This window comes from Micromonospora sp. NPDC005197 (assembly GCF_040608295.1).
Lineage (GTDB): Bacteria > Actinomycetota > Actinomycetes > Mycobacteriales > Micromonosporaceae > Micromonospora.
On the sequence record NZ_JBEXHY010000006.1, the window covers coordinates 1 to 19,176 of the forward strand.

At 71.6% G+C, this 19,176-nt stretch carries 15 protein-coding genes; 8 read left to right on the top strand and 7 right to left on the bottom strand.

Annotation, left to right across the window (positions count from 1 at the left end):
- Nucleotides 1-140 precede the first annotated feature (140 nt).
- Both mmsA and mmsB read left to right on the top strand, forming a co-directional pair.
- Nucleotides 141-1,679: a multiple monosaccharide ABC transporter ATP-binding protein gene (mmsA, locus tag ABZU46_RS04205; RefSeq protein ID WP_354855014.1), complete on the top strand. Its 1,539-nt coding sequence runs from the start codon at nucleotides 141-143 to the stop codon at nucleotides 1,677-1,679.
- Nucleotides 1,676-2,926: a multiple monosaccharide ABC transporter permease gene (gene mmsB, locus ABZU46_RS04210; protein WP_354855015.1), complete on the top strand. Its 1,251-nt coding sequence runs from the start codon at nucleotides 1,676-1,678 to the stop codon at nucleotides 2,924-2,926. The genes mmsA and mmsB overlap by 4 nt, the downstream gene beginning before the upstream one ends.
- A 1,175-nt stretch (nucleotides 2,927-4,101) precedes the next feature.
- Here mmsB and ABZU46_RS04215 read toward each other — a convergent pair.
- Complete coding sequence (locus ABZU46_RS04215) at nucleotides 4,102-5,478, bottom strand: DNRLRE domain-containing protein (RefSeq protein ID WP_354855016.1); 1,377 nt, start codon at nucleotides 5,476-5,478, stop codon at nucleotides 4,102-4,104.
- Nucleotides 5,479-5,701: 223 nt separating this feature from the next.
- Here ABZU46_RS04215 and ABZU46_RS04220 point away from each other — a divergent pair, with 223 nt between their 5' ends.
- The 5 genes from ABZU46_RS04220 (at nucleotide 5,702) to ABZU46_RS04240 (ending at nucleotide 9,830) form a co-directional block, all read left to right on the top strand.
- On the top strand, nucleotides 5,702-6,982 hold the full coding sequence (locus tag ABZU46_RS04220; RefSeq protein ID WP_354855017.1) for an MFS transporter: 1,281 nt from the start codon (nucleotides 5,702-5,704) through the stop codon (nucleotides 6,980-6,982).
- A complete protein-coding gene (locus ABZU46_RS04225) occupies nucleotides 6,979-7,965 on the top strand; it encodes a hypothetical protein (protein WP_354855018.1) in 987 nt (328 codons plus the stop codon). Before ABZU46_RS04220 ends, ABZU46_RS04225 begins: the two co-directional genes overlap by 4 nt.
- Nucleotides 7,966-8,087: 122 nt before the next feature.
- Nucleotides 8,088-8,774: a PhoD-like phosphatase N-terminal domain-containing protein gene (locus ABZU46_RS04230; RefSeq protein WP_354855019.1), complete on the top strand. Its 687-nt coding sequence runs from the start codon at nucleotides 8,088-8,090 to the stop codon at nucleotides 8,772-8,774.
- Nucleotides 8,775-8,854: 80 nt separating this feature from the next.
- Complete coding sequence (locus tag ABZU46_RS04235) at nucleotides 8,855-9,370, top strand: hypothetical protein (protein WP_354855020.1); 516 nt, start codon at nucleotides 8,855-8,857, stop codon at nucleotides 9,368-9,370.
- A gap of 97 nt (nucleotides 9,371-9,467) precedes the next feature.
- Nucleotides 9,468-9,830 carry a hypothetical protein gene (locus tag ABZU46_RS04240; protein WP_354855021.1) on the top strand — a complete coding sequence of 121 codons (363 nt, stop codon included), beginning with the start codon at nucleotides 9,468-9,470 and terminating at the stop codon, nucleotides 9,828-9,830.
- Nucleotides 9,831-9,845: 15 nt separating this feature from the next.
- Here the strand turns inward: ABZU46_RS04240 and ABZU46_RS04245 are convergent, their stop codons facing one another.
- The 6 genes from ABZU46_RS04245 to ABZU46_RS04270 all read right to left on the bottom strand — a co-directional run bounded on the left by ABZU46_RS04245 (nucleotide 9,846) and on the right by ABZU46_RS04270 (nucleotide 18,345).
- Nucleotides 9,846-10,784 carry an ATP-binding cassette domain-containing protein gene (locus ABZU46_RS04245; protein WP_354855022.1) on the bottom strand — a complete coding sequence of 313 codons (939 nt, stop codon included), beginning with the start codon at nucleotides 10,782-10,784 and terminating at the stop codon, nucleotides 9,846-9,848.
- The gene (locus ABZU46_RS04250; protein WP_354855023.1) at nucleotides 10,781-13,819 is read right to left on the bottom strand and encodes an FtsX-like permease family protein; all 3,039 of its coding nucleotides are present in this window, start codon (nucleotides 13,817-13,819) and stop codon (nucleotides 10,781-10,783) included. The genes ABZU46_RS04245 and ABZU46_RS04250 overlap by 4 nt, the downstream gene beginning before the upstream one ends.
- 80 nt (nucleotides 13,820-13,899) lie before the next feature.
- Nucleotides 13,900-14,547, bottom strand: coding sequence for an ATP-binding cassette domain-containing protein (locus ABZU46_RS04255; RefSeq protein WP_354855024.1), 648 nt, complete (start codon nucleotides 14,545-14,547; stop codon nucleotides 13,900-13,902).
- Between the two features lie 79 nt (nucleotides 14,548-14,626).
- On the bottom strand, nucleotides 14,627-15,208 hold the full coding sequence (locus ABZU46_RS04260; protein ID WP_354855025.1) for a TetR family transcriptional regulator C-terminal domain-containing protein: 582 nt from the start codon (nucleotides 15,206-15,208) through the stop codon (nucleotides 14,627-14,629).
- A gap of 13 nt (nucleotides 15,209-15,221) precedes the next feature.
- Nucleotides 15,222-15,914 carry a hypothetical protein gene (locus ABZU46_RS04265; protein WP_354855026.1) on the bottom strand — a complete coding sequence of 231 codons (693 nt, stop codon included), beginning with the start codon at nucleotides 15,912-15,914 and terminating at the stop codon, nucleotides 15,222-15,224.
- Between the two features lie 28 nt (nucleotides 15,915-15,942).
- Complete coding sequence (locus ABZU46_RS04270; protein WP_354855027.1) at nucleotides 15,943-18,345, bottom strand: PEP/pyruvate-binding domain-containing protein; 2,403 nt, start codon at nucleotides 18,343-18,345, stop codon at nucleotides 15,943-15,945.
- Nucleotides 18,346-18,462: 117 nt separating this feature from the next.
- On the opposite strand from ABZU46_RS04270, the gene ABZU46_RS04275 reads away from it, so the two are divergent.
- Nucleotides 18,463-19,122, top strand: coding sequence for a M23 family metallopeptidase (locus ABZU46_RS04275; protein ID WP_354855117.1), 660 nt, complete (start codon nucleotides 18,463-18,465; stop codon nucleotides 19,120-19,122).
- Nucleotides 19,123-19,176 lie beyond the last annotated feature (54 nt).

Genomic DNA, 19,176 nt, shown 5'->3' on the forward strand with positions numbered 1-19,176 from the left:
TTTTTTTTTCTTTTTGGTTGTTTGTTCTGGCCCCGCTCTTTTCTCCTATTTTCTATTATGCACCGTTGGGGCGGCGGTAACACCCCCCCCCCCCCGACGCCGTGATGGACCGCGTCCAGACCCGACAGAGGACAGTGACCATGGACGACACCATCCTCGAGATGCGTGGTATCACGAAGACCTTCCCCGGGGTGACCGCGCTGGAGGACGTCAGCCTCGCGGTGCGTCGGGGGGAGATCCACGCCATCTGCGGTGAGAACGGCGCCGGCAAGTCCACCCTGATGAAGGTGCTGTCCGGCGTCCACCCCTCCGGCTCGTACGACGGGGAGATCCTGTTCGACGGCAAGCCGATGCAGTTCCGGGGCATCCGGGACAGCGAGGCCAACGGCATCGTCATCATCCACCAGGAACTCGCCCTGGTGCCCTACCTGTCGATCGCCGAGAATCTCTTCCTCGGCAACGAGCGGCGTGGCCGTGGCGGGCTCATCGACTGGAACCGGGCCAACGCCGAGGCGGCCGAGCTGCTGGCGTCGGTCGGGCTGCACGAGAACCCGGTCACCCCGGTCATCCAGCTCGGCGTCGGCAAACAGCAGCTGGTGGAGATCGCCAAGGCGCTGTCGAAGAAGGTGCGGCTGCTCATCCTGGACGAGCCGACGGCCGCCCTCAACGACGTCGACTCGGCGCACCTGCTCGGCCTGTTGCGGCAGCTCAAGGAGCAGGGCATCACCTGCATCATGATCTCGCACAAGCTCAACGAGATCACCGCGATCGCCGACTCGACCACGGTCATCCGCGACGGCCGCACGGTGGAGACCCTGGACATGGGCGCCGCCGACGTGAGTCAGCAGCGCATCATCCGGGGCATGGTCGGGCGCGACATCGAGAGCTTCTACCCCGATCGCGTCTCGTCGCCGGGGGACGAGGTGCTGCGGATCGAGGACTGGTCGGTGCGGCATCCGACCCAGGAGCGGATGGTCGTCGAGGGCGTCAGCGTGTCGGTGCGCGCCGGCGAGGTCGTCGGCATCGCGGGGCTGATGGGCGCCGGCCGGACGGAGCTGGCTATGAGCGTCTTCGGCCGCTCCTACGGCCGCGACATCCACGGCAAGCTCTTCGTACGCGGGCAGGAGGTCAACGCCCGTACCGTCGCGGAGGCCATCGACAACGGCATCGCCTACGTCACCGAGGACCGCAAGCGCTACGGCCTCAACCTCATCGACGACGTCCGGCGCAACGTCTCGGCCGCGGCCCTGGACCGGCTGGCCCACCTCGGCTGGGTGAACGGCAACGAGGAGATCAAGGTTGCCGAGGCCAGCCGCAAGGAGATGAACATCCGGACGCCCAGCGTCATGGCGGTGGTCGGCAAGCTCTCCGGGGGCAACCAGCAGAAGGTCGTGCTGTCGAAGTGGCTGTTCACCGACCCGGATGTGCTGATCCTGGACGAGCCCACCCGGGGCATCGACGTCGGCGCCAAGTACGAGATCTACACGATCATCAACCGGCTGGTGGCCGCAGGTAAGGCGGTGATCGTGATCTCGTCGGAGTTGCCCGAGCTGCTCGGCATGTGCGACCGCATCTACACCCTCGCCGCAGGCCGGATCACCGGCGAGAAGCCGGTCGGCGAGGCGACCCAGGAGAGCCTCATGGAGCTGATGACCAAGGACAAGGAGCTCGTCGGATGACCAGCATCAAAACCCCTTCGACGGAGCGCCCGACGCCCCCGGACAGCACACCCGCCGCCGCCCTGCACAGTGGGACGAGCGACCTGCGGGCGCTGGTGTTGAACAACCTTCGGCAGAGCGGGATCTACGTCGCCCTGGTCGTCATCGTCGCGCTCTTCGCGCTCCTGACCGACGGGGTGCTGCTGAGTCCCGGCAACATCACCAACATCGTCCTGCAGTACTCGTACATCCTGGTGCTAGCGATCGGGATGGTCATTCTCATCATCGGCGGGCACATCGACCTGTCGGTGGGTTCGGTGGTCGCGCTGACCGGCGCGGTCTCCGCCGTCCTGGTGATCCAGCAGGGCCACCCCTGGTGGGTGGGCATCGTGGCGGCACTGGCCGTCGGTGTCGCGGTCGGCGCCTGGCACGGGTTCTGGGTGGCGTACGCCGGCATCCCGGCCTTCATCGTGACCCTGGCCGGCATGCTGCTCTTCCGGGGCCTCACGCTGCAGGTGCTCGACAACATCTCCCTGTCGCCCTTCCCGGCCGAATACCAGAAGGTCGCGGCGGGCTTCCTCAACGGGCTGCTCGGCGGTCAGGGCTTCGACGCGTTCACGCTGCTCATCGGCGCTCTCGCCGTGGCCGGGTACGCGGTGAGCGGCTTCCGCACCCGCCTGGCGCGCATCCGCTACCAGCAGCCGGTCGAGTCGTTCCCGCTGTTTGTCGCCCGGGTCGTCCTGGTGGGCGCGGTCCTCATGTACTTCGCCTGGCAGTTGGCGCACGCCCGAGGGCTGCCGATCGTGCTGATCATCCTGGCCGTGCTGGTGCTCGTCTACGGCCTGCTCACCCGGCGTACGGTCTTCGGCCGCCAGGTCTACGCGATCGGCGGCAACCTCTCGGCGGCGGCGCTGTCGGGCGTGAAGGTCCGCACCGTCAACTTCTGGATGTTCGTCAACATGGGCTTCCTCGCGGCGGTGGCGGGCGTCATCTACTCGTCGCGGTCCAACGGGGCGCAGCCCGCAGCCGGCAACATGTTCGAGCTGGACGCGATCGCTGCGGCGTTCATCGGCGGCGCGGCGGTCACCGGTGGCGTGGGCACCGTGGTCGGCGCGATGGTCGGTGGTCTGATCATGGCGGTGATGAGCAACGGCATGCAGCTGATGGGCATCGACCAGTCGACGCAGTCGGTGGTGAAGGGGCTCGTCCTGCTCGTCGCCGTCGCGTTCGACGTCTACAACAAGCGCCGCGCCGGTACGGCCCGCTGACACGACGACACTGCACACGTGTGCCCCTACCCGTCCCACGGGCAGGGGCACACGTCGTTAGGCGCCGCGGGGCGTTTGGCGCCGCGGGCGTTCGGCAGCGCGGGCGTTCGGCAGCGCGGGCGTTTGGCGGTGCGGGCGTTCGGCGGTGCGGGCGTTCGGCTGCCCGGCCACGTCGACTCCGCGGTGCGGCGCCCACAGAAGCCCGCGCCGCGTCGCCGTCGGCGGAGGCTCGCGCCGATGCCGGAACCGCCTTGCCGGAGTCGGCCCCACCTTCCTCAAGCGCTGTAGAGCTGCCCCAGATATGGGGCGGCAACCCCGCGGCACGCAACAGGGCTCGCGGCCACGCCGGTGACGACCGCCGTGCCGGCAACGGCCGTCCTGGTGACGACGGCCGTGCTGGGTGGGGACGGCCGTGCTGGTGGCGATGGTCGTTCGGTGACGATGGTCGTTCGGTGGCGACGGCCGTGCTGGTGGCGATGGTCGTTCCGTGGCGACGGCCGTGCTGGTGGCGATGGTCGTGCTGGTGGCGACGGCCGTGCTGGGTGGCGACGGCCGCGCGGTCACGCCGTCCTTTCGCGGTCCATGGACGGCCCGCCGTAGAGACGGACGGTGTCGTCGGGCTGTCGATGCCGCAGATCTTGGACAGTTTCCGTTTTCTCGTAACGGAAACTGTCCAAGATCTGCATTGGCGAGGTGTCGTGATGGGTGTGCGGTCCTTCGTCTGCGGCCTGGCGTGCGGTTGGCGAGGGGCCGGGTGCGTGCCGCTGGCGAGGGTCAGGGGTCTGTGCTGCTGGCGATTGCACATGGTCCGCGAACTCGACCGGCATGACGACTTCCGCGCCGGGCGGGTGGGTGGCCCATATCTGGGGCAGCTCTACAGGGAACCGCACGGAACACTGGGCCGCCGGCCGTAGCGCCGTGCCGCCTGCCGCGCTTGCCGCAGCGCCGCCTGCCGCAGCGCCGCCTGCCGCAGCGCCGCCTGCCGCAGCGTCGTGCCGCAGTGCCGCAGTGCCGCCTGCCGCAGTGCCGAGTCGCCGCGCCCACTGCTGCGGGGTGCCGCGGGTATCGCGTGGGGGCGGTGCGGGTGTTGCAGGTGCCGCGGGTGCTGCGGTGTCGCGCGCCGCTGCGAGGGGTGATCCCGCCGCCCCGGTAGCGGGGGCGGCGGGATCAGGCGGTCAGTGGCAGGCGCCGGTGCCGCTGTCGTTGTAGGTCTGCCCGGCGACCGGCACGAACTGCCAGTCGTAGCTGGCGGAGTGCAGGGTGAACTTCAGGACCCCGAACGCCGAGCTGTTGCGGGCCTCGCTGTTGGGCTGGATGGTGCCGAAGCCGTAGTGGTCGGCGCCGCCCATCCCGGCGACGAAGCTGCGCATCCCCCGGCTGGCGTCGTAGCCGCCGGCGGGGTTCATCGGGCCGAACCGCTCGTACACGTGGTTGTGGCCCCAGACCACGACGTCGGCGTTGTAGTCGTAGAGCGCCTGGTACAGCGGGCGGGTCGACGTCGACGGCGCGTGGTTGGAGCTGGACGTGAACAGCGGGTGGTGCCAGTACGCCAGCGTGCACGGCTTGCTGGTGGCCGCCAGGTCAGCGCGCAGCCACTGCTCCTGCGTCGACCCGGCCGACATGCTGATGTTCGAGTTCAGCGACACGATGTGCCAGTTGCCGAGGTCGTAGGAGTAGTACCCGCGACCGCTCGGGCCGGCGGTCGTGCCGAAGTAGTTGTAGTAACCGGTCGCGCCGGACGTGTTGTAGTCGTGGTTGCCCGGTGACGGGCGGGTGCGCGCCTTGTGCCGGCCCCAGGTGGGTTCGTAGTAGCTGGCGAACTGGGATGCGGTGCCGCTGTCGTAGACGTTGTCGCCGGTCGTGAAGACGGTGCCGGAGATGTTGTCGAGCAGCGCCGCCGTGGCGGTGTCACCGGAGCCGGAGGTGGCGATGTCACCGGCCCCGACGAGGACCGGATCGCCCGACGGCGGTGTCGTGGTGCCGGTCGTGACCACCAACTGCGGGGCGTCGCCTCCACTCTCCCGCGTGTCGTAGTAGGCGCCGTCGCCGCTGGTCGAGGTCGCGCCGAAGCTGAAGGTCCCGTTGCCGGTGACCGCTGAGGTGACGTCGACCTCGTACCAGGTGTTGCCGGCGACCGCGCCGAGCGACCCGAGGGTGGCCCCGTCGATCGTCGGCTGGTTGCTCCAGGTCGTGCCGGTCTCCGACCAGGTGGTGTTGGACATCGTCCGGAACGTGCCACCGGCGTCGCTGCCGCTGTTGCCGCTGATCGTGCGCAGCCGCAGCTTGGCGCTGGTCACCGTGCCGCTGACACCGCTCACCGTGAAGCGCAGGAACATCCGCCGTGCGGGTGAGTTGTCGACCACGATCTGCGTGGACGTGCCGTAGTTGGTGGACGCCGTGTCGCTCTGGACGTAGGTGTCGGCGACCGGCGTGAACGTCACGCTCGCCGCGGAGGCCGCGCCCGAGCCGGTCAGGACGACGGCGGCGGTGGCGGCGACGAGCACCGCGACCGTCCCGATCGTGACCGGTGGGCGGGCGATTCGAATGTCCATCCAGGACCCCTTCGTTGCGGGTGGAAAGCGCAAGGAATGTAGGAAGGTCGATGAACCGGCGGACTGCCGCCAGGTGAAACAGTACGCTCAAGCAACGAAACATCTCGATGTTTCTCCGATGTTCACCCACCGCATGTTTGTCCGCCCCTCGCGGTCCCTTGTGACGCCCCCGACCGGATCGTCACGATGGCTGACCGTCGCCCACCGATCAGAGGAGATGCGCGTGTACCTGTCGTCCGTCTCCCGGCCGGTCACCGACCCGCCCGACGCCGGGCCACGACGCCGACGGCTCGCGCTGGTCAGCGGCAACGTGGTCGCGCTCGGCACGGTCAGCCTGATCACCGACATCTCGGCCGAGATGGTGGCCGCCGTCCTGCCGCTCTACCTGGTGCTGGGCCTGCAACTCAGCCCGGTGGCCTTCGGCGTGCTCGACGGGGTCCACACGGGCGCCACCGCGCTGCTGCGGGTCGTCGGCGGCTTCCTCGCCGACCGGTTCCGGCGGCGCAAGCTGGTCGCCGGCGTCGGCTACGCACTCTCTGCCGTCGCCAAACTCGGCCTGCTGCTCGCCGGCCGGTCGGTGCCCGCGATCGGCGCCGTCATCGCCGTCGACCGGCTCGGCAAGGGTGTGCGCAGCGCGCCCCGCGACGCGCTCATCACGCTCTCCACCCCGCCCGAGGCCCTGGGCCGGGCGTTCGGGGTGCATCGGGCGATGGACAGCGTCGGCGCGTTCCTCGGGCCGCTCGTCGCGTTCGCCGTCCTGCTGGTCGTCGGGCAGTCGTACGACGCGGTCTTCGTCACCAGCTTCTGCGTCGCCGTCCTGGCCGTCGTCGTGCTCGTGCTGTTCGTCCGGGAGCGACCGACCGGCGAGCCGGCCGACGGGCCGGACGAGCCCCGGGTCTCCGTCCGCGAGGCGTTCGGCCTGTTGCGCAGCCGGCCCGCCCGTCGGCTGCTGCTGGCCGCGACGATGCTCGGGCTGGCCACCATCGGCGACGGCTTCGTCTACCTGGTGCTCCAGCGCCGGGAAGACCTTGGCCTGCGGTGGTTCCCGCTGCTGGCAGTGGGCACCAGCCTGGCCTACCTGGTGCTCGCCGCACCCCTCGGCGTGCTCGCCGACCGGATCGGGCGGTTGCCGGTGGTGGTGGGCGGCTACGTGGCCCTCGGCGCGACCTACCTGCTGCTGTCCGGGCCGGCGCACGGCTGGCCGGCGCTCGCGTTGACGCTGGCGCTGTACGGCGCGTTCTACGCGGCCACCGACGGCGTGCTCATCGCGCTCGCCGGGCCGGTGCTGCCACCACGGCTACGGACCACCGGGATCGCGCTGGTCCAGACCGGGCAGGCGCTGGCGTACCTCGTCTCCTCGGTCCTGTTCGGGCTGGCCTGGCAGGCGTGGGGGCCGCAGACGGCGGTCCGGGTGGCGGCCGTGGCCGTCGTCGGCGTCCTGGTCGTCACCGTGCTCCTGCTGGCCTCCCCGCTCCGCCCCAGTCTCCGGAAGGTGTCCCCATGAGCGCGATGTCGACCCGGGCGAAGCTCGGCGTGGTGGCCGCCAGCGCGGTGCTGTTGGCCAGCGTGGCGGCCGGCTACGCCGCCATCGCCGCCGAGCCGGCCCGGACCCCGCCGCCGACCGCCGCCGGGGACCAGGCGGTCACACTGGCGCCGGGCCCGCGCCTGCTGGCCATCACCGACCGGTACGTCTCCAGCGTCGCGACCGCCGATCCCGCCGGGCCGCGTACCGTCTCGGGTCTGGAATGCCTGCGGGTGTACGCGGCCGCCGGCACCGGTGTCTGCCTGCGGCCGGAGACGGCGTGGTCGTACCAGGTCGTGGTGCTCGACGCGGCGCTGCGCCAGAAGCGGACGCTCAGCGTGCCCGGCCTGCCCAACCGGGCCCGGGTCTCGGCCTCCGGCCGGATGGTCTCCTGGACGACGTTCGTCGGGGGCGACTCCTACACGGCGAGCGGCTTCTCCACCCGCACCGGAATCCTCGACACCGTCACCGGCGCCACCGTGACGTCGCTGGAGGAGTTCGCCGTCACGCGGGACGGTCGCGGCTACCGCAGCCCCGACGTCAACTACTGGGGTGTCACCTTCACCGCCGACGACAACCACTTCTACGCCACCATGGCCACCGGCGGCAGGCGGTACCTCGTGCGCGGCGACGTGGCCGCCCGGACCGTCGAGACGATGCGGACGAACGTGGAGTGCCCGTCGCTGTCGCCCGACGGCACCCGGATCGCCTTCAAGGAGGCGATCGACGCCGACCCGACGAAGGGTTGGCGGCTGTCGGTCCTCGACCTGGCATCCGGGCGGGTCACCGCGACGGCGGAGACCACCAGCGTCGACGACCAGGCGGCCTGGCTCGACGACGCCACGCTGGCCTACACACTGCGCCAGAGCGACGGTCGGCCCGACGTCTTCAGCGTCGCGGCCGACGGGTCCGGTACGCCGAAACTGCTGATCCCCGGTGCCGAGTCGCCGTCGCCGCTGACCTGACGGCCCGGCCGCCAACCTCGGCGGCCAGGACACCTGACCGCCTTGCCGCGGTCGACGTCCCGTCACGTCGGCTTCCGCGCCGCAGCCTTCGCCGTTCATCGACGGCCTCGAAGGTATGGACCATGACAAGGCTGAGCCGTCGCGTATTCGTCCTCAGTGGACTCGCTGCCGCCGGCGCCGCGGTGACACCCTGGCAGGGTGCCCGCGCCGCGGTCCCGTACCCCTTCAAACTCGGTGTGGCGTCCGGTGATCCGGCGTCCGACAGCGTGGTCCTGTGGACCCGGCTGGCGCCCTCGCCGCTCAACGCCGACGGGCAGGGCGGCATGGCCAACGCCGACGTGACGGTCGAGTGGCAGGTGTCCACGACGGACCGCTTCTCGTCGCTTGTCGCGTCCGGCTCGGTGGTCGCCCGCTACGCCGACGCCCACTCGGTGCACGTCGTCGCGGGCGGCCTCGCCGCCGACTCCGACTACTACCGGTTCCGGGCCCAGGGGCAGATCTCCCCGGTGGGACGTACGCGGACCGCGCCGGCCCCGGGCACCTTCGGCCGCGACCTGGTCATGGCCTTCGCGTCCTGCGCCCACTACGAGGCCGGCTACTACACCGCGTACCGGCGGATGGCCGAGGAGAACCCCGGGCTGATCCTGCACCTCGGCGACTACATCTACGAGGGTGGCGTCAACACCTCCGCCGTGCGCCAGCACGTCGGCGCGGAGATCGTGTCGCTGGCCGACTACCGCCGCCGGTACGCCCTCTACGCTAGATCTACCTGCGCCTGTTCCGCGACGGCACACCCGGCTACGAGCTGAAGCTCTCCACCGGTGGCACCAGCGGGGCCGCCTGGCGGCACATCAGCCCGGACGTCGGGCTCGACGACCGGGGCAACACCGTGGTCGTCTGGGCCGCCGACGGCGACGGCAACGGCGTCTACAACATCCAGTACCGGGTGGTGTCAGCGGCCGGCGCGATCCTCGGCTCGGGGCAGGCCAACGCCAGCGACGCCGGGCAGCAGATCTGGCCGAAGGTGGCGGTCGACCCCGACGGCGCGCCCACCACCGCCGGCGTCGGCTTCACCGTCGTCTGGGAGGACGTGCAGGCGACCGCTCCGGCCACCGTCAAGGCCGCCGGCTTCACCGCCGCCACCGCCAAGGCGTACGAGGTGACGGCCTCGCAGACGACCGGCTCGCACCACCGCCCCGACGTGGCGGTGTCCGCCTCCGGCGAGGCGCTGGTGGTCTGGGACGAGGACGCCGACGCCAACGGCTCGTACAACATCGGGTTGACCCGGCTGGCCCGGTCGAACGGCGCGGTGGTGCTGTCCCGGCGCACGGCCAACGCGCAGAGCGGCGGGCAGCAGCAGCGGGCAGCAGCAGCGGGCGTCGGTCGCGGCGACGTTCGCCGGTGACTTCACCGTCGGCTGGGAGTCGGACCACACCGGCACCCGGGGCGTCTGGGCGCGCTCGTTCACCGCTGCCGGCGCCGCCCGCCACGGAGAGGTCCAGGTGTCCACCGGGACCGGGGCCGTCGCGCCCGGGGTCGGCATCGACGACGAGGACAACGTCGTGGTGGGCTGGACGGTGTCCGGCGCCAACCCGGACGTCTGGGCGCGCGGCCTCAACCCGGACGGCAGCACCACCGGTCGGCTGGCGGCCCAGGCCCTGAGCCAGACCACGACGGGTCGGCAGGAACACCTGGCGATCGCCGCGTCCCCGTGGGGCGAGGTGAGCCTCTGCTACACCGACGACAACGACGGCAACGGCTTCGACCAGGTGCTCCTCGGTCTCGGGGCGACGAACTCCACCTGGCTGATGACCGCCGAGGAACTGCGCCAACGCAAGGCGCGGGCCGCTGCCACGGTGAACTGAGTCGGCCGGGTCCATTCAGAGGGCGTGGTCGGGCTCGCCGCCGGCGCTGGCCGCCCCGTCGTCACCGCCGAGGGACGACGGGGCGGCCACGGCGCGCAGGGTGATCGCTCGGTCGCTGTGGTCGACCTCGAACAACGTGCCGGCCGGGAAGGCTGCCGACGTCTCGGGCGGCAACTGGATCGTGCCGTCACCGGCCACCACGGCGAAGTCCCGGCCGTTACGCCCCTCGGCGCCGACCCGGCCGTCGCGGATGGTGACCGCTCGGCCGAGCCGGGCACCCACCTCGCCGTCGTGGGTCACCACGACCACTGTGGTGCCCCGCTGCGCGTTGACAGTGGCCAGCGCCGCGAGCACGTCGTCGCGACCGGCCTGGTCGAGCTGACTTGTGGGCTCGTCGACCAGGAGCAGGCCGGGCCCGGCGGCGAGCCCCTGCGCCAGAGCGGCCCGCTGGCGCTGCCCCGGGGTCAGGTCGCTCACCCGCCGCGCGCCGGCGCCGCCGAGACCGACCAGTTCCAGGATCGCCTCCGGTGGGTCGAGCCGGCGTCCGGCCAGGCGTGCCGCGGGTCGCTGCGCCAACCAGATGTTGTCCGACAGCGACAGGTACGGCAGCAGGTTGCGTTCGGCGCCCTGGAGCACCGTGCCGACCGTGGCCCCGCGCAGGGCGGCCAGGCCCTTGGCCGAGAGCCGGGACAGCTCGTGGTCGCCCACGTAGACCCGCCCGGCGGAGGGTTGCATGAGCCCACCGAGAATCGCCACCAGCGTGGACTTGCCGGAGCCGGACGGACCCACCAGCGCCAGCATCTCGCCGGCCGCGATGTTCAGGTCCACGCCGGAGAGGGCGACGACGTCACCGGTGGCGGTGGGGTAGATGTGGATCAGCCGGTGGCAGGTGACGGCCACACCCCCGGCCGGCTCTGCGGGGGTCTCCGGCGCGTCCTGCCGCGCGGCGGTCATCGACCGCTCCGGCGGCGCACCGAGGCGGCGACGATCCGACCGAGCACGACCGCCGTGAGGGCGAACACGATGACGGCTGGCACCGCGAACAACAGCAGCCGGCCGACGTCCGGCCAGTCGGGTATCGGGACCGTTGAGCGGCCGTCACTGAACAGACGCTGCCCGCCCCGGGTGAGGAGCCAGATCACCAGGGTGACGAGTGCACCCGACCCCACCGCGAACACGACCGGCCACCCGTAACCGCCACGCACGGCACGTGGTGGCAGCCCCTGCCGACGGAGCGCCACCAGCATGGCCACCCGGGCGCGTTGGTCGGCGGAGGCCGTCGCCACCATGCCGGCCGCCCCGATCAGCACCCCGGCCAGCGCAGCGAACACGTTGAAACGCAGGGCCAACGCCGCTCCCTGCCGATCGAAATTCTCCCGTACCTGGGCGATCGTCCGGTCGCTCCGCACGACCAGACCCTGTGCGCGAAGCCGGTCGAGGATGTCCGCGGGAGCCGACCGCGCCAACCAGACCTCCTCGCTGCCGTTCTGGCTGGCGACGGCGAGTCGGTCCGCGTACTCCAGATCGACGATGAGCCCGGATCCACCGAGCCGCGGCAGGCGGTCGACCAGACCTCGAACCGATCCGTTGGTCGGTGTCCCGTCGACACCGTCGTACGGGTGAGAGCCGCCGACCGCCGTTCCCTTCGACCGGGTCAGGTAGACGGGCAGCGGGAACGGCGCATCGACGACACCGACGCCGGCCGGCTTCGACCGCCGGTTCTCCGCGATCTCGAGGGCCAGCGCCGCCTTCGTCCCGCTCGCTGCGCCGAGGAACGTGTCAACCGGATCGAGCACCCGCCACCGTCGCGGATCGGCGAGCTGTGCGCCGGTCAGCACGACCGTCTCGCCCTGGCCGTCGGCGTCGGCGGCACGCAACTCCTCGAACTGGACCTTGAGCTGCCCGGACACCACGGGAGCTTCGATTTCGATCTTGACCAGCCGGCATTCCTGCGCGCACTCGGGCACCTGGAGGTCGTAATCCCTCCGGCCGGGCTTGATGTCGTCGCGGGGGAGGACCACCCGGGTGCCGTTCCTCCCGGAGATCGTGATCGCGAGGCGGACCCGATTTCCGGCGAAGACCTCGGCGTCGAAGTCGGCGGAGAGCGCCATGATGAGCTGGCTACCCCGCAACCGCACGGGTGTCCCCGGCGCGGCTGGGTGGATGTCTCGGGCGATGTCCGCCAGGGACGCGCCGTAGGACGGATGCGGCGCGGCCACCGTCGCGAGCCGGTCCGAGTCCACGGCCAACAGCGGTGTGCCGGCTGCGGCGGGGGAACCCGACACCACCGCGGCCATTGCGAATCTGCCCTCGGGATCCACCGCCCGCACGGCGGTCAGCAGGTGTGAACGCGACGTCGCGTCGACCTCGACGACGCGCGGCGCGCCGACCTCGACGACCGCCCGATCGCGGTAGGCGGCCGAAGCGACCTCACTCGTCGCGACGGTGAAAGCGAGCATGGCGACGACCACGGTCAGCAGGGCGATCAGCGGGCGGAACCGTGGTTGCCGGGCCACCTGCACCAGGGCGAGGCCGACCGCCGTTCGGCCGCGCGCGAGCAGCGCCGCACCCACCGCGGCGCCGGCGATCATCGCGACCCGCGCCAGCAGCACACCTGCGGCGAGCGCTCCGGCGACCGGCGCCACCAGCGCCAGGCCACTGGGCGATCCGCCGGAGCGCAACTGCACCACGGCGGCCACGGCGATGGACACCGCGACGACGTCGCCGATGGTCGCCCGCCACCCTCGTACCCGTGCCGGCACCCGGCGCAGCAGGTCGACGACCGGCGCGGACATCATCCGAGCCTGGGCCAGCAGCACCGCGGCGAGCGCGCCGACAGCGCCGATGGTGGCGAATCCGATCGTGGTCGCGTCCACCGCGACGTCGACGTGGGTCGGGAGGGTGCGCGCGGCGAGCAGTGTGGCAGCGCCCAGACCGGCCAGGCAGCCGAGGGGAATCGCGACCAGGACGGGCACGGCGTGCTCGCCGATCGCCAGCGCCCACAGGCGTCGGCGCTGCACGCCACGGAGCAGGAGCAGGCCCTGCTCCGGTCGCCGCTGGTCCGCCGCCGAACCGACCGCGACGAAGAGGACCAGCCAGCAGAGCAGAACGAGCAGCCCCGCGCCCAGCGCCACGCCGTCGGCCAGTTGCCCGCGTTGCAGCGTGACGCGATCCAACAGGCCGGGCAGGCTGGTGCCGGCCCCGTAACCCGCACGGCCCCCGTCGCGCTTCAGCACCGCGAGCGTCGCCTGCAGGTCCGGTATCGATCGGCTGTCCAACAACTGCTCGGTGGCGTAGAGATCAGCCGTCGATCGGAACAGGATCGCCTGTTCGTCGACGAGGGGTGCGGACTCGGCGCTGAAGATGGCGTCCTCGGCGCTGCCCGGGATCGACCCGCTGGCCGAGTCCGCAGCGGGTGGCCGAATGATCTCCTCGCCAAGCCAGAACGGATCCTTGACGTCCAGCGGTTGGTAGACGCCGGCCACGCGCACCGGCACCGCGCCGAACGTGAACTGATCCCCGACGGCGACACCGAGCCGCGCCGCGGTGTGCGTGCTGACCATGACCTCGGGGAGCTGACCCCTCGAGGTGGCCCGGGGGCAGGCGCCGGTCACGGTGACCCGTTCGCAGACCCCCGCCCGATAGGTGAGGTTCGAGGTCACCGTGCCGGCACGGCCGGCGGCGACACCGCCACTCTGGGCGCCCAGGACGACGTCGAAACCAGCCGGCGTCAACTCCCGGACCTTGCCCGCGAACAGCGTCCTGTTGGGATCGCCGGGCATCCCCGGATATTCGACGGGCTCGGCGAGTCGCACCCGGAGCTCGTTCGGCTGCGCGGTGGACAGTTCGTAGCGCCACAGAGCCTGCCCGGCTGCGGCGACGTAACTCGGTGCGGCCGCGGCGGCGGCACTGGCGAGCAAGGCGAGCAGGAGCACGGCCGTGGCCTGCGCCCGGCGGGCCGCGAGCGCTGCCCAGATGATGGTCAGCATTGACGGTGATGGTATCGGCGAAGCCCTACGCTCACCGTCCCCTGCGAGTGGACTGAGACCTGCCGGTTACGGGAGGTTCCTCAATTCCGGACGATCTCCGCCCGGCCCTCGACGAGGTGAAGCTCCGCTTCGCAGGCGGCGGCCACCTCCGGGTCGTGGGTGGCGAACACGACGGCCGCACCCCGGCGTGCCTCGTCGTGCAGCAGATCCAGAATCCGCTGCCGATTGCCCGCGTCCAGTTCGCTGGTCACCTCGTCGGCAAGCAGCACGCCGCCGCGCAGCGCCAGACCGCGAGCGATGGCCGTACGTTGCTGCTGGCCGCCGGACAGCTCCTCGACCATCTGGTCAGCCTGGCCGGAGAGGCCCAGCCGATCCAACATCGCGGCGGTCTGCTGGCGGGCCTCCGGCGCTGCCACGCCGCTGGCGACCAGTGCGACCTGCAGGTTCTCGGTCGCGGTCAGGATCGGGGCCAGACCGTTGTCCTGCGGGACGAGGACGATCCGGTGCTCGACCCCGTGATCACGGTCGCGTAGCGCCTGCCCGTCCACTGTCACGGTGCCCTCCCGCGGGTGCAGCAGCCCGGCCATCGCGTTGAGCAGGGTGGTCTTGCCGGCACCCGACGAACCGGTCAACGCCAGCATCCGACCCGGACGGACCGTCACCGACACGTCCCGGAGGACGGGGGGCGTGTCGCCGTAGCCGACCGACACCCTGTGCAGAGTCAACATCCGCGCTCGCCCCTCCCGGTACCGACGTTCCGCACAGTGCCACGGCCGTCCAGATGGCGCAATCCTGGAGGAGACACGCTCAGGTGGTCGCCGGTGTGCCGAAGAGCAGGTCGAGGTGGGCGTCCAGGGCGGCGAGGGCCTGCTCGGCGGTGTACTGCCCACCGAGCAGGTGGACGCCCAGCCCCTCCATCAGCGCCAGCAGTCCCGTCGCGGCGGCGTCGCCACGGCCGGCGGGCAGGACGCTGGCGATGAACGCGGTGAGCTGGGCGGTGTCCTCGCGCAGGCTGGGCGCGGCCGACGGCCGCACCGCCGTGTACGCGAGGAACGCGAGTGCCACCCGACCGTCGTCGCGGGTTTGCTCGTCGAGCGGCAGGAGTGCGGCGATCATCGTGCGTAGCAGCAGCCGGGGGGACGGATTCTCGCCCAGGCCCGCCACCGCCTCGGTGACCCGGATCTGACTGCGTTCGCGGACCACGCTCAACGCGAACGCCATCATCTCGTCCTTGGTGCGGAAGTAGTGCTGGACCATCCCGGCGGACACGCCCGCCTCGGTGGCCACGTGGCGCAGGCTGACCGCCTCCAGGCCCTGGTCCGCGGCGACCCGCATCAACGCGTCCGCGATGAGGGTGCGTCGCTGCTGGTGATCGACCTTCTTGGGCATGACCTCGATCGTTTCACAGTGGGTGGCCGGGAGCCGCCGTCGTGCGGCGGTCAGCCTCCGGCGCGGGCGTGCCCCGGGCGCTGCGCAGCAGACCGTCGGGGTCGTCGGCGTACAGCCGCAGCTCGTCCATCGGCGCGGACCGGCCCGTGGGCAGGTCGAAGGTCGTCGGCCGGCGCAGCAGGACGTCGATGCTCGTCTGACTGCCGACCGAGAGGTGCAGGACCCGCCGGTCACCCTCCTGCTCGACCTGGACGGCCCTGCTGGAGGGCAGTGAGCGGTGGCGTTTGCGCAGCGCCGCGACGTCTGCCCAGGGGATCCAGATGTCGATGCCCGAGCTGACCCGCACCCGCAGACCGGTGTCACCCACGACGTGTGGATGGATGGTCATGCTGGCGTAGAGACCGACCATCCAGAGCACGCCCCAGATGCCCAGGCCGAGCACGATCCAGCGGGCCGGCCGCCACGGCACCACGTGGGTGACGATCAGGTCGAAGATCGGGATCTCGACGACCGACAGGGCGATGAAGATGCCGAGGATCGGCTTGACCACGCCGAGGTAGCCGAACGGCTCGCCGCTGGGCCCCAACGGCAGTGGACGACGCCGCGCCCACACGTAGAGGCTGCGCCACATCGCGGCCTCGGCCACGGCCGCCCGACGCAACAGCGGTCCCACTCTCGCCCTGGTCGGCGTCCTCGTGTCGGTCATCTCGTCGTCCTCGGGGTTCAGGTGGTGGTCAGTGGACGGTCACGACGCCGGCGCCGCCGTCGACGGTGACGAGCCGCCCCGTGGAGATCGTCCGGGTGGCGTCCGGCACGCAGATGACGGCGGGAATGCCGTACTCCCGGGCCACGGTGGGGCCGTGCGCCATGATTGCGCCGGTCTCGGTGACCAGCGCCGCGGCGGTGAGGAACAGCGGGGTCCAACCGGGATCCGTGGTCGCGGCGACCAGGACGTCGCCGGGCTCGACGTGGGCGGTGGCCGGGTCGCGGACGACCCGGGCCGGGCCGGTGACCCGACCCGCGGACGCCCCCACGCCGACGAGCGTCCCGTCCAGGGCGGACGCCGCAGGCAGGACGGTCTCGACGTCGGTGCCGTCGGACAGCAACGCCACCGGCACCGACCGGCGACGCAGCTCCCGGCGGTGCACGGCCCGCCGGGACGCGACGGCGCCGCGGTGATCAACATCCTGGTGTACGGCGGCGCGCACCTCGTCGAGGGTCAGGAACATGATGTCGTCCGGCTGTTCCAGCAGCCCGGCGTCGGTCAGGTCCGCCCCGATCAGCAGCAGTTGTCGGCGTCTCTCCCGCAGCGGGTACAACCCGGCGAACTTGCCGGCCTCGCGCAGGCCGGCCAACGAACGGGCCCGGCGCAGCAGGAACCCGGCGACCAGGCCGCGCACCGGCCGCCGCCGACGGGCCCGCGTGACCAGCTCTCCCAGCGCCGTCTCCGCCGCCGCCGCGGCACGGTGGAAGCGCTGGTCGGGGCCCTGCCCCGGATCGGTGACACGCAGGTAGTTGGCGAGCGCGGCGAAGACCGGTGTGGGGTCTTCGGCCCAGCGCGGCACGCCGACGTCGACCTCGGCGACACCGCGGTGGCCGTACGCGTCCAGGAAGTCGGCCATGCCGATGTCGGGCAGCGTTGCACCCAGATGGCGGGCGGCCAACTCGTCCGGTGCGGTGTCGAGCAGGAGTCGTCGGTGCTCACCCACGCCCTGAGCGAGTCGCCACAGCGCCAGGTCCATCTCGATGGTGACGTTGTGCGGCATCCCGCCGAGCACGGCGTGGATCTCGTCCGGGTCGGCGACACCCTTGAGCAGCGTGGCCGGCAACGCGGCGGCGAGCATCCCGGCGACGATCGGCCACATGATGGCGTCGCTGTCGTCCCTGTCGTCGCGCGCTTCGAGGAAGCGCAGCCGGTCGGCCGCGGTCCGCAGGTCGTCGGTGGCGACCGACCGGACTCTGAGCTGCTCGATCGCCTCGAACATCCGGATCCGTGCGGCGTCCGGGCGCGCCAGCGCGCGTACGATCCCCACCACCGCGCGGCCGGCCGTCCGCAGCGACGCCGCGCCCTGTCCCGCACCGCGTCCGGTGCCGCCGCTGGTCGGGGCGAATCGCGGATCCGCCAGGACGTGCTGCATCACCGCCTGTGCCCGGGGGCCGAAGTCGACAGCCATGAGCTTGACCAGCCGCCGGCGGGACGACCGGCTCCTGGCCAGGTCGGTCAGGTCGCCGTAGAGGCGGCCGCCGATGTCGACGACCTCCACCCGGACGCCGAGCGCCGCGAGCATCGCGGTGATCTGCGCCCGCAGGGTCGCCATGCCCATCGGGGTGACCGGTTGCAGCATGCCCTGGACGTGGCCGAACTCCAGAAAGACGCGGGGGAGGGGCTTGCCGGTGGCCGGTGGCAGGGGGAGCAGGCTGGTGATCGGGCGCGACTGCAGCAACCACAGCACGTCGTCCGCGTCGATCGCCCACTCCACGTCCTGCGGGCAGCCGAAGTGGTCCTGCAACCGTTCACCGGTGGCCCGCAGTCGCTCCAGGTGCGCGGCGGTCAGGCACCCCGTGTCGTGCCGCGCGACGCCGTCGAGGACGTAGTGGTCGACGGCCGTCGCGCCGTCCACGACGGTGGTGCCGAGACCCGGCGCGGCGTCGACCACCATCTCGTCGCGGCAGCCGGTCAGCGGGTTGGCGGTGAAGAGCACCCCCGCCGCCGTGGGCGTGACCATGCGCTGCACGACGACCGCCATCCGCACCTCGCGGTGCTCGATGTGGCGGGCCTCGCGGTAGGCGGTCGCCCGGTCGCTGTGCAGCGATTCCCAGCACCGGCCGATCGCGGCGATCAACTCGGCGCCGCCCGTGACGTTGAGGAGGGTGTCCTGCTGTCCCGCGAAGCTGGCGTCCGGCAGGTCCTCGGCGGTGGCGCTGGAGCGCACCGCCACCGGGCCGGCCCCGAGTCGCCCGTACGCGGCGATGATCTCCGCCGCCGGGACGACGCCGCGCCGATGGGCCTCGGTGGTGACGCAGAAACCCTCGGGGACGCGTTCGCCGCGCCGGATCAACTCGCCCAGCCCGGCTGCCTTGCCACCGACCAGGTCGACCATCTCGGCGGTCACCTCGGACAACGCGATAACGGACATGACGCCCTCCAGTTGCAATGCGACTGCATCGCAACCACCGTAGCCCCTTTACGATGCAACTGCAATGTCACCTGGGTATGAGCGCGACCCGCGATCGCGGCGTTGCCGGCGTCTGCCATGCTCGGGCCGGTGACGACCGGCCGCCCCACCCGAGCCCGCAGCCACCGCCGCATCCGCCGCCGGCTGATCCCCGTCCTACTCGCGCTCGTCGTGGCGGCGGCCGTGGTGGGCGTCGCCGTGGTGGTCGTGCCGTTGCTGCGGCCGGCCGGTCCCCGTCCGCTCTTTCAGATGCCGGTCGCCTGCGGTGAGACGTGGCAGCTCAGCACCTACCCCGGTCACGACGACTTCGACGTCGACCTGTTCCCCACCGAGGGCGAGGCGTGGGGGCGTCCGGTGCTCGCGTCCTACGGCGGCACGGTCACCGTGGCGGGCATCAACGGTTCGCTGGGTGGGCGTACGCCGGAGAATCCGGAAGGCCCGCGCGGTCGCGGCGGCGGCTACTGGGTGAAGATCGATCACGGTGGCAAGTGGGAGACGCAGTACCTGCACCTGCTCGAACCGCCGCTGGTCGAGGTCGGTCAGAAGGTCGCCCAGGGTGAGCAGATCGGGCGGCTCGGCAGCACCGGCGACTCCGGCGCTCCGCACCTGCACTACGAGCAGCGACGCGGCTGGGACAAGGTCGAGACCCATTTCGGCGGTACGCCGTCGGGCATCACCACCGACGAACGCGAACAGATACTTCGGCGGGTGAGCGAGAACTGCCCGGCCGTCTCCTGAGGACCACGGGTTTGTCCACCACGGCTCGGGGCACTGGACTGGTGACAGTTCGGA

Bases quoted from the DNA above. Each gene is read 5' to 3' on its own strand.
- mmsB (WP_354855015.1), top strand. From the start codon at position 1,676: ATGACCAGCATCAAAACCCCTTCGACGGAGCGCCCGACGCCCCCGGAC.
- ABZU46_RS04230 (WP_354855019.1), top strand. From the start codon at position 8,088: ATGACAAGGCTGAGCCGTCGCGTATTCGTCCTCAGTGGACTCGCTGCC.
- mmsA (WP_354855014.1), top strand. From the start codon at position 141: ATGGACGACACCATCCTCGAGATGCGTGGTATCACGAAGACCTTCCCC.
- ABZU46_RS04245 (WP_354855022.1), bottom strand. From the start codon at position 10,784: ATGACCGCCGCGCGGCAGGACGCGCCGGAGACCCCCGCAGAGCCGGCC.
- ABZU46_RS04250 (WP_354855023.1), bottom strand. From the start codon at position 13,819: ATGCTGACCATCATCTGGGCAGCGCTCGCGGCCCGCCGGGCGCAGGCC.
- ABZU46_RS04225 (WP_354855018.1), top strand. From the start codon at position 6,979: ATGAGCGCGATGTCGACCCGGGCGAAGCTCGGCGTGGTGGCCGCCAGC.
- ABZU46_RS04275 (WP_354855117.1), top strand. From the start codon at position 18,463: ATGCTCGGGCCGGTGACGACCGGCCGCCCCACCCGAGCCCGCAGCCAC.
- ABZU46_RS04265 (WP_354855026.1), bottom strand. From the start codon at position 15,914: ATGACCGACACGAGGACGCCGACCAGGGCGAGAGTGGGACCGCTGTTG.
- ABZU46_RS04260 (WP_354855025.1), bottom strand. From the start codon at position 15,208: ATGCCCAAGAAGGTCGATCACCAGCAGCGACGCACCCTCATCGCGGAC.
- ABZU46_RS04255 (WP_354855024.1), bottom strand. From the start codon at position 14,547: ATGTTGACTCTGCACAGGGTGTCGGTCGGCTACGGCGACACGCCCCCC.
- ABZU46_RS04215 (WP_354855016.1), bottom strand. From the start codon at position 5,478: ATGGACATTCGAATCGCCCGCCCACCGGTCACGATCGGGACGGTCGCG.
- ABZU46_RS04270 (WP_354855027.1), bottom strand. From the start codon at position 18,345: ATGTCCGTTATCGCGTTGTCCGAGGTGACCGCCGAGATGGTCGACCTG.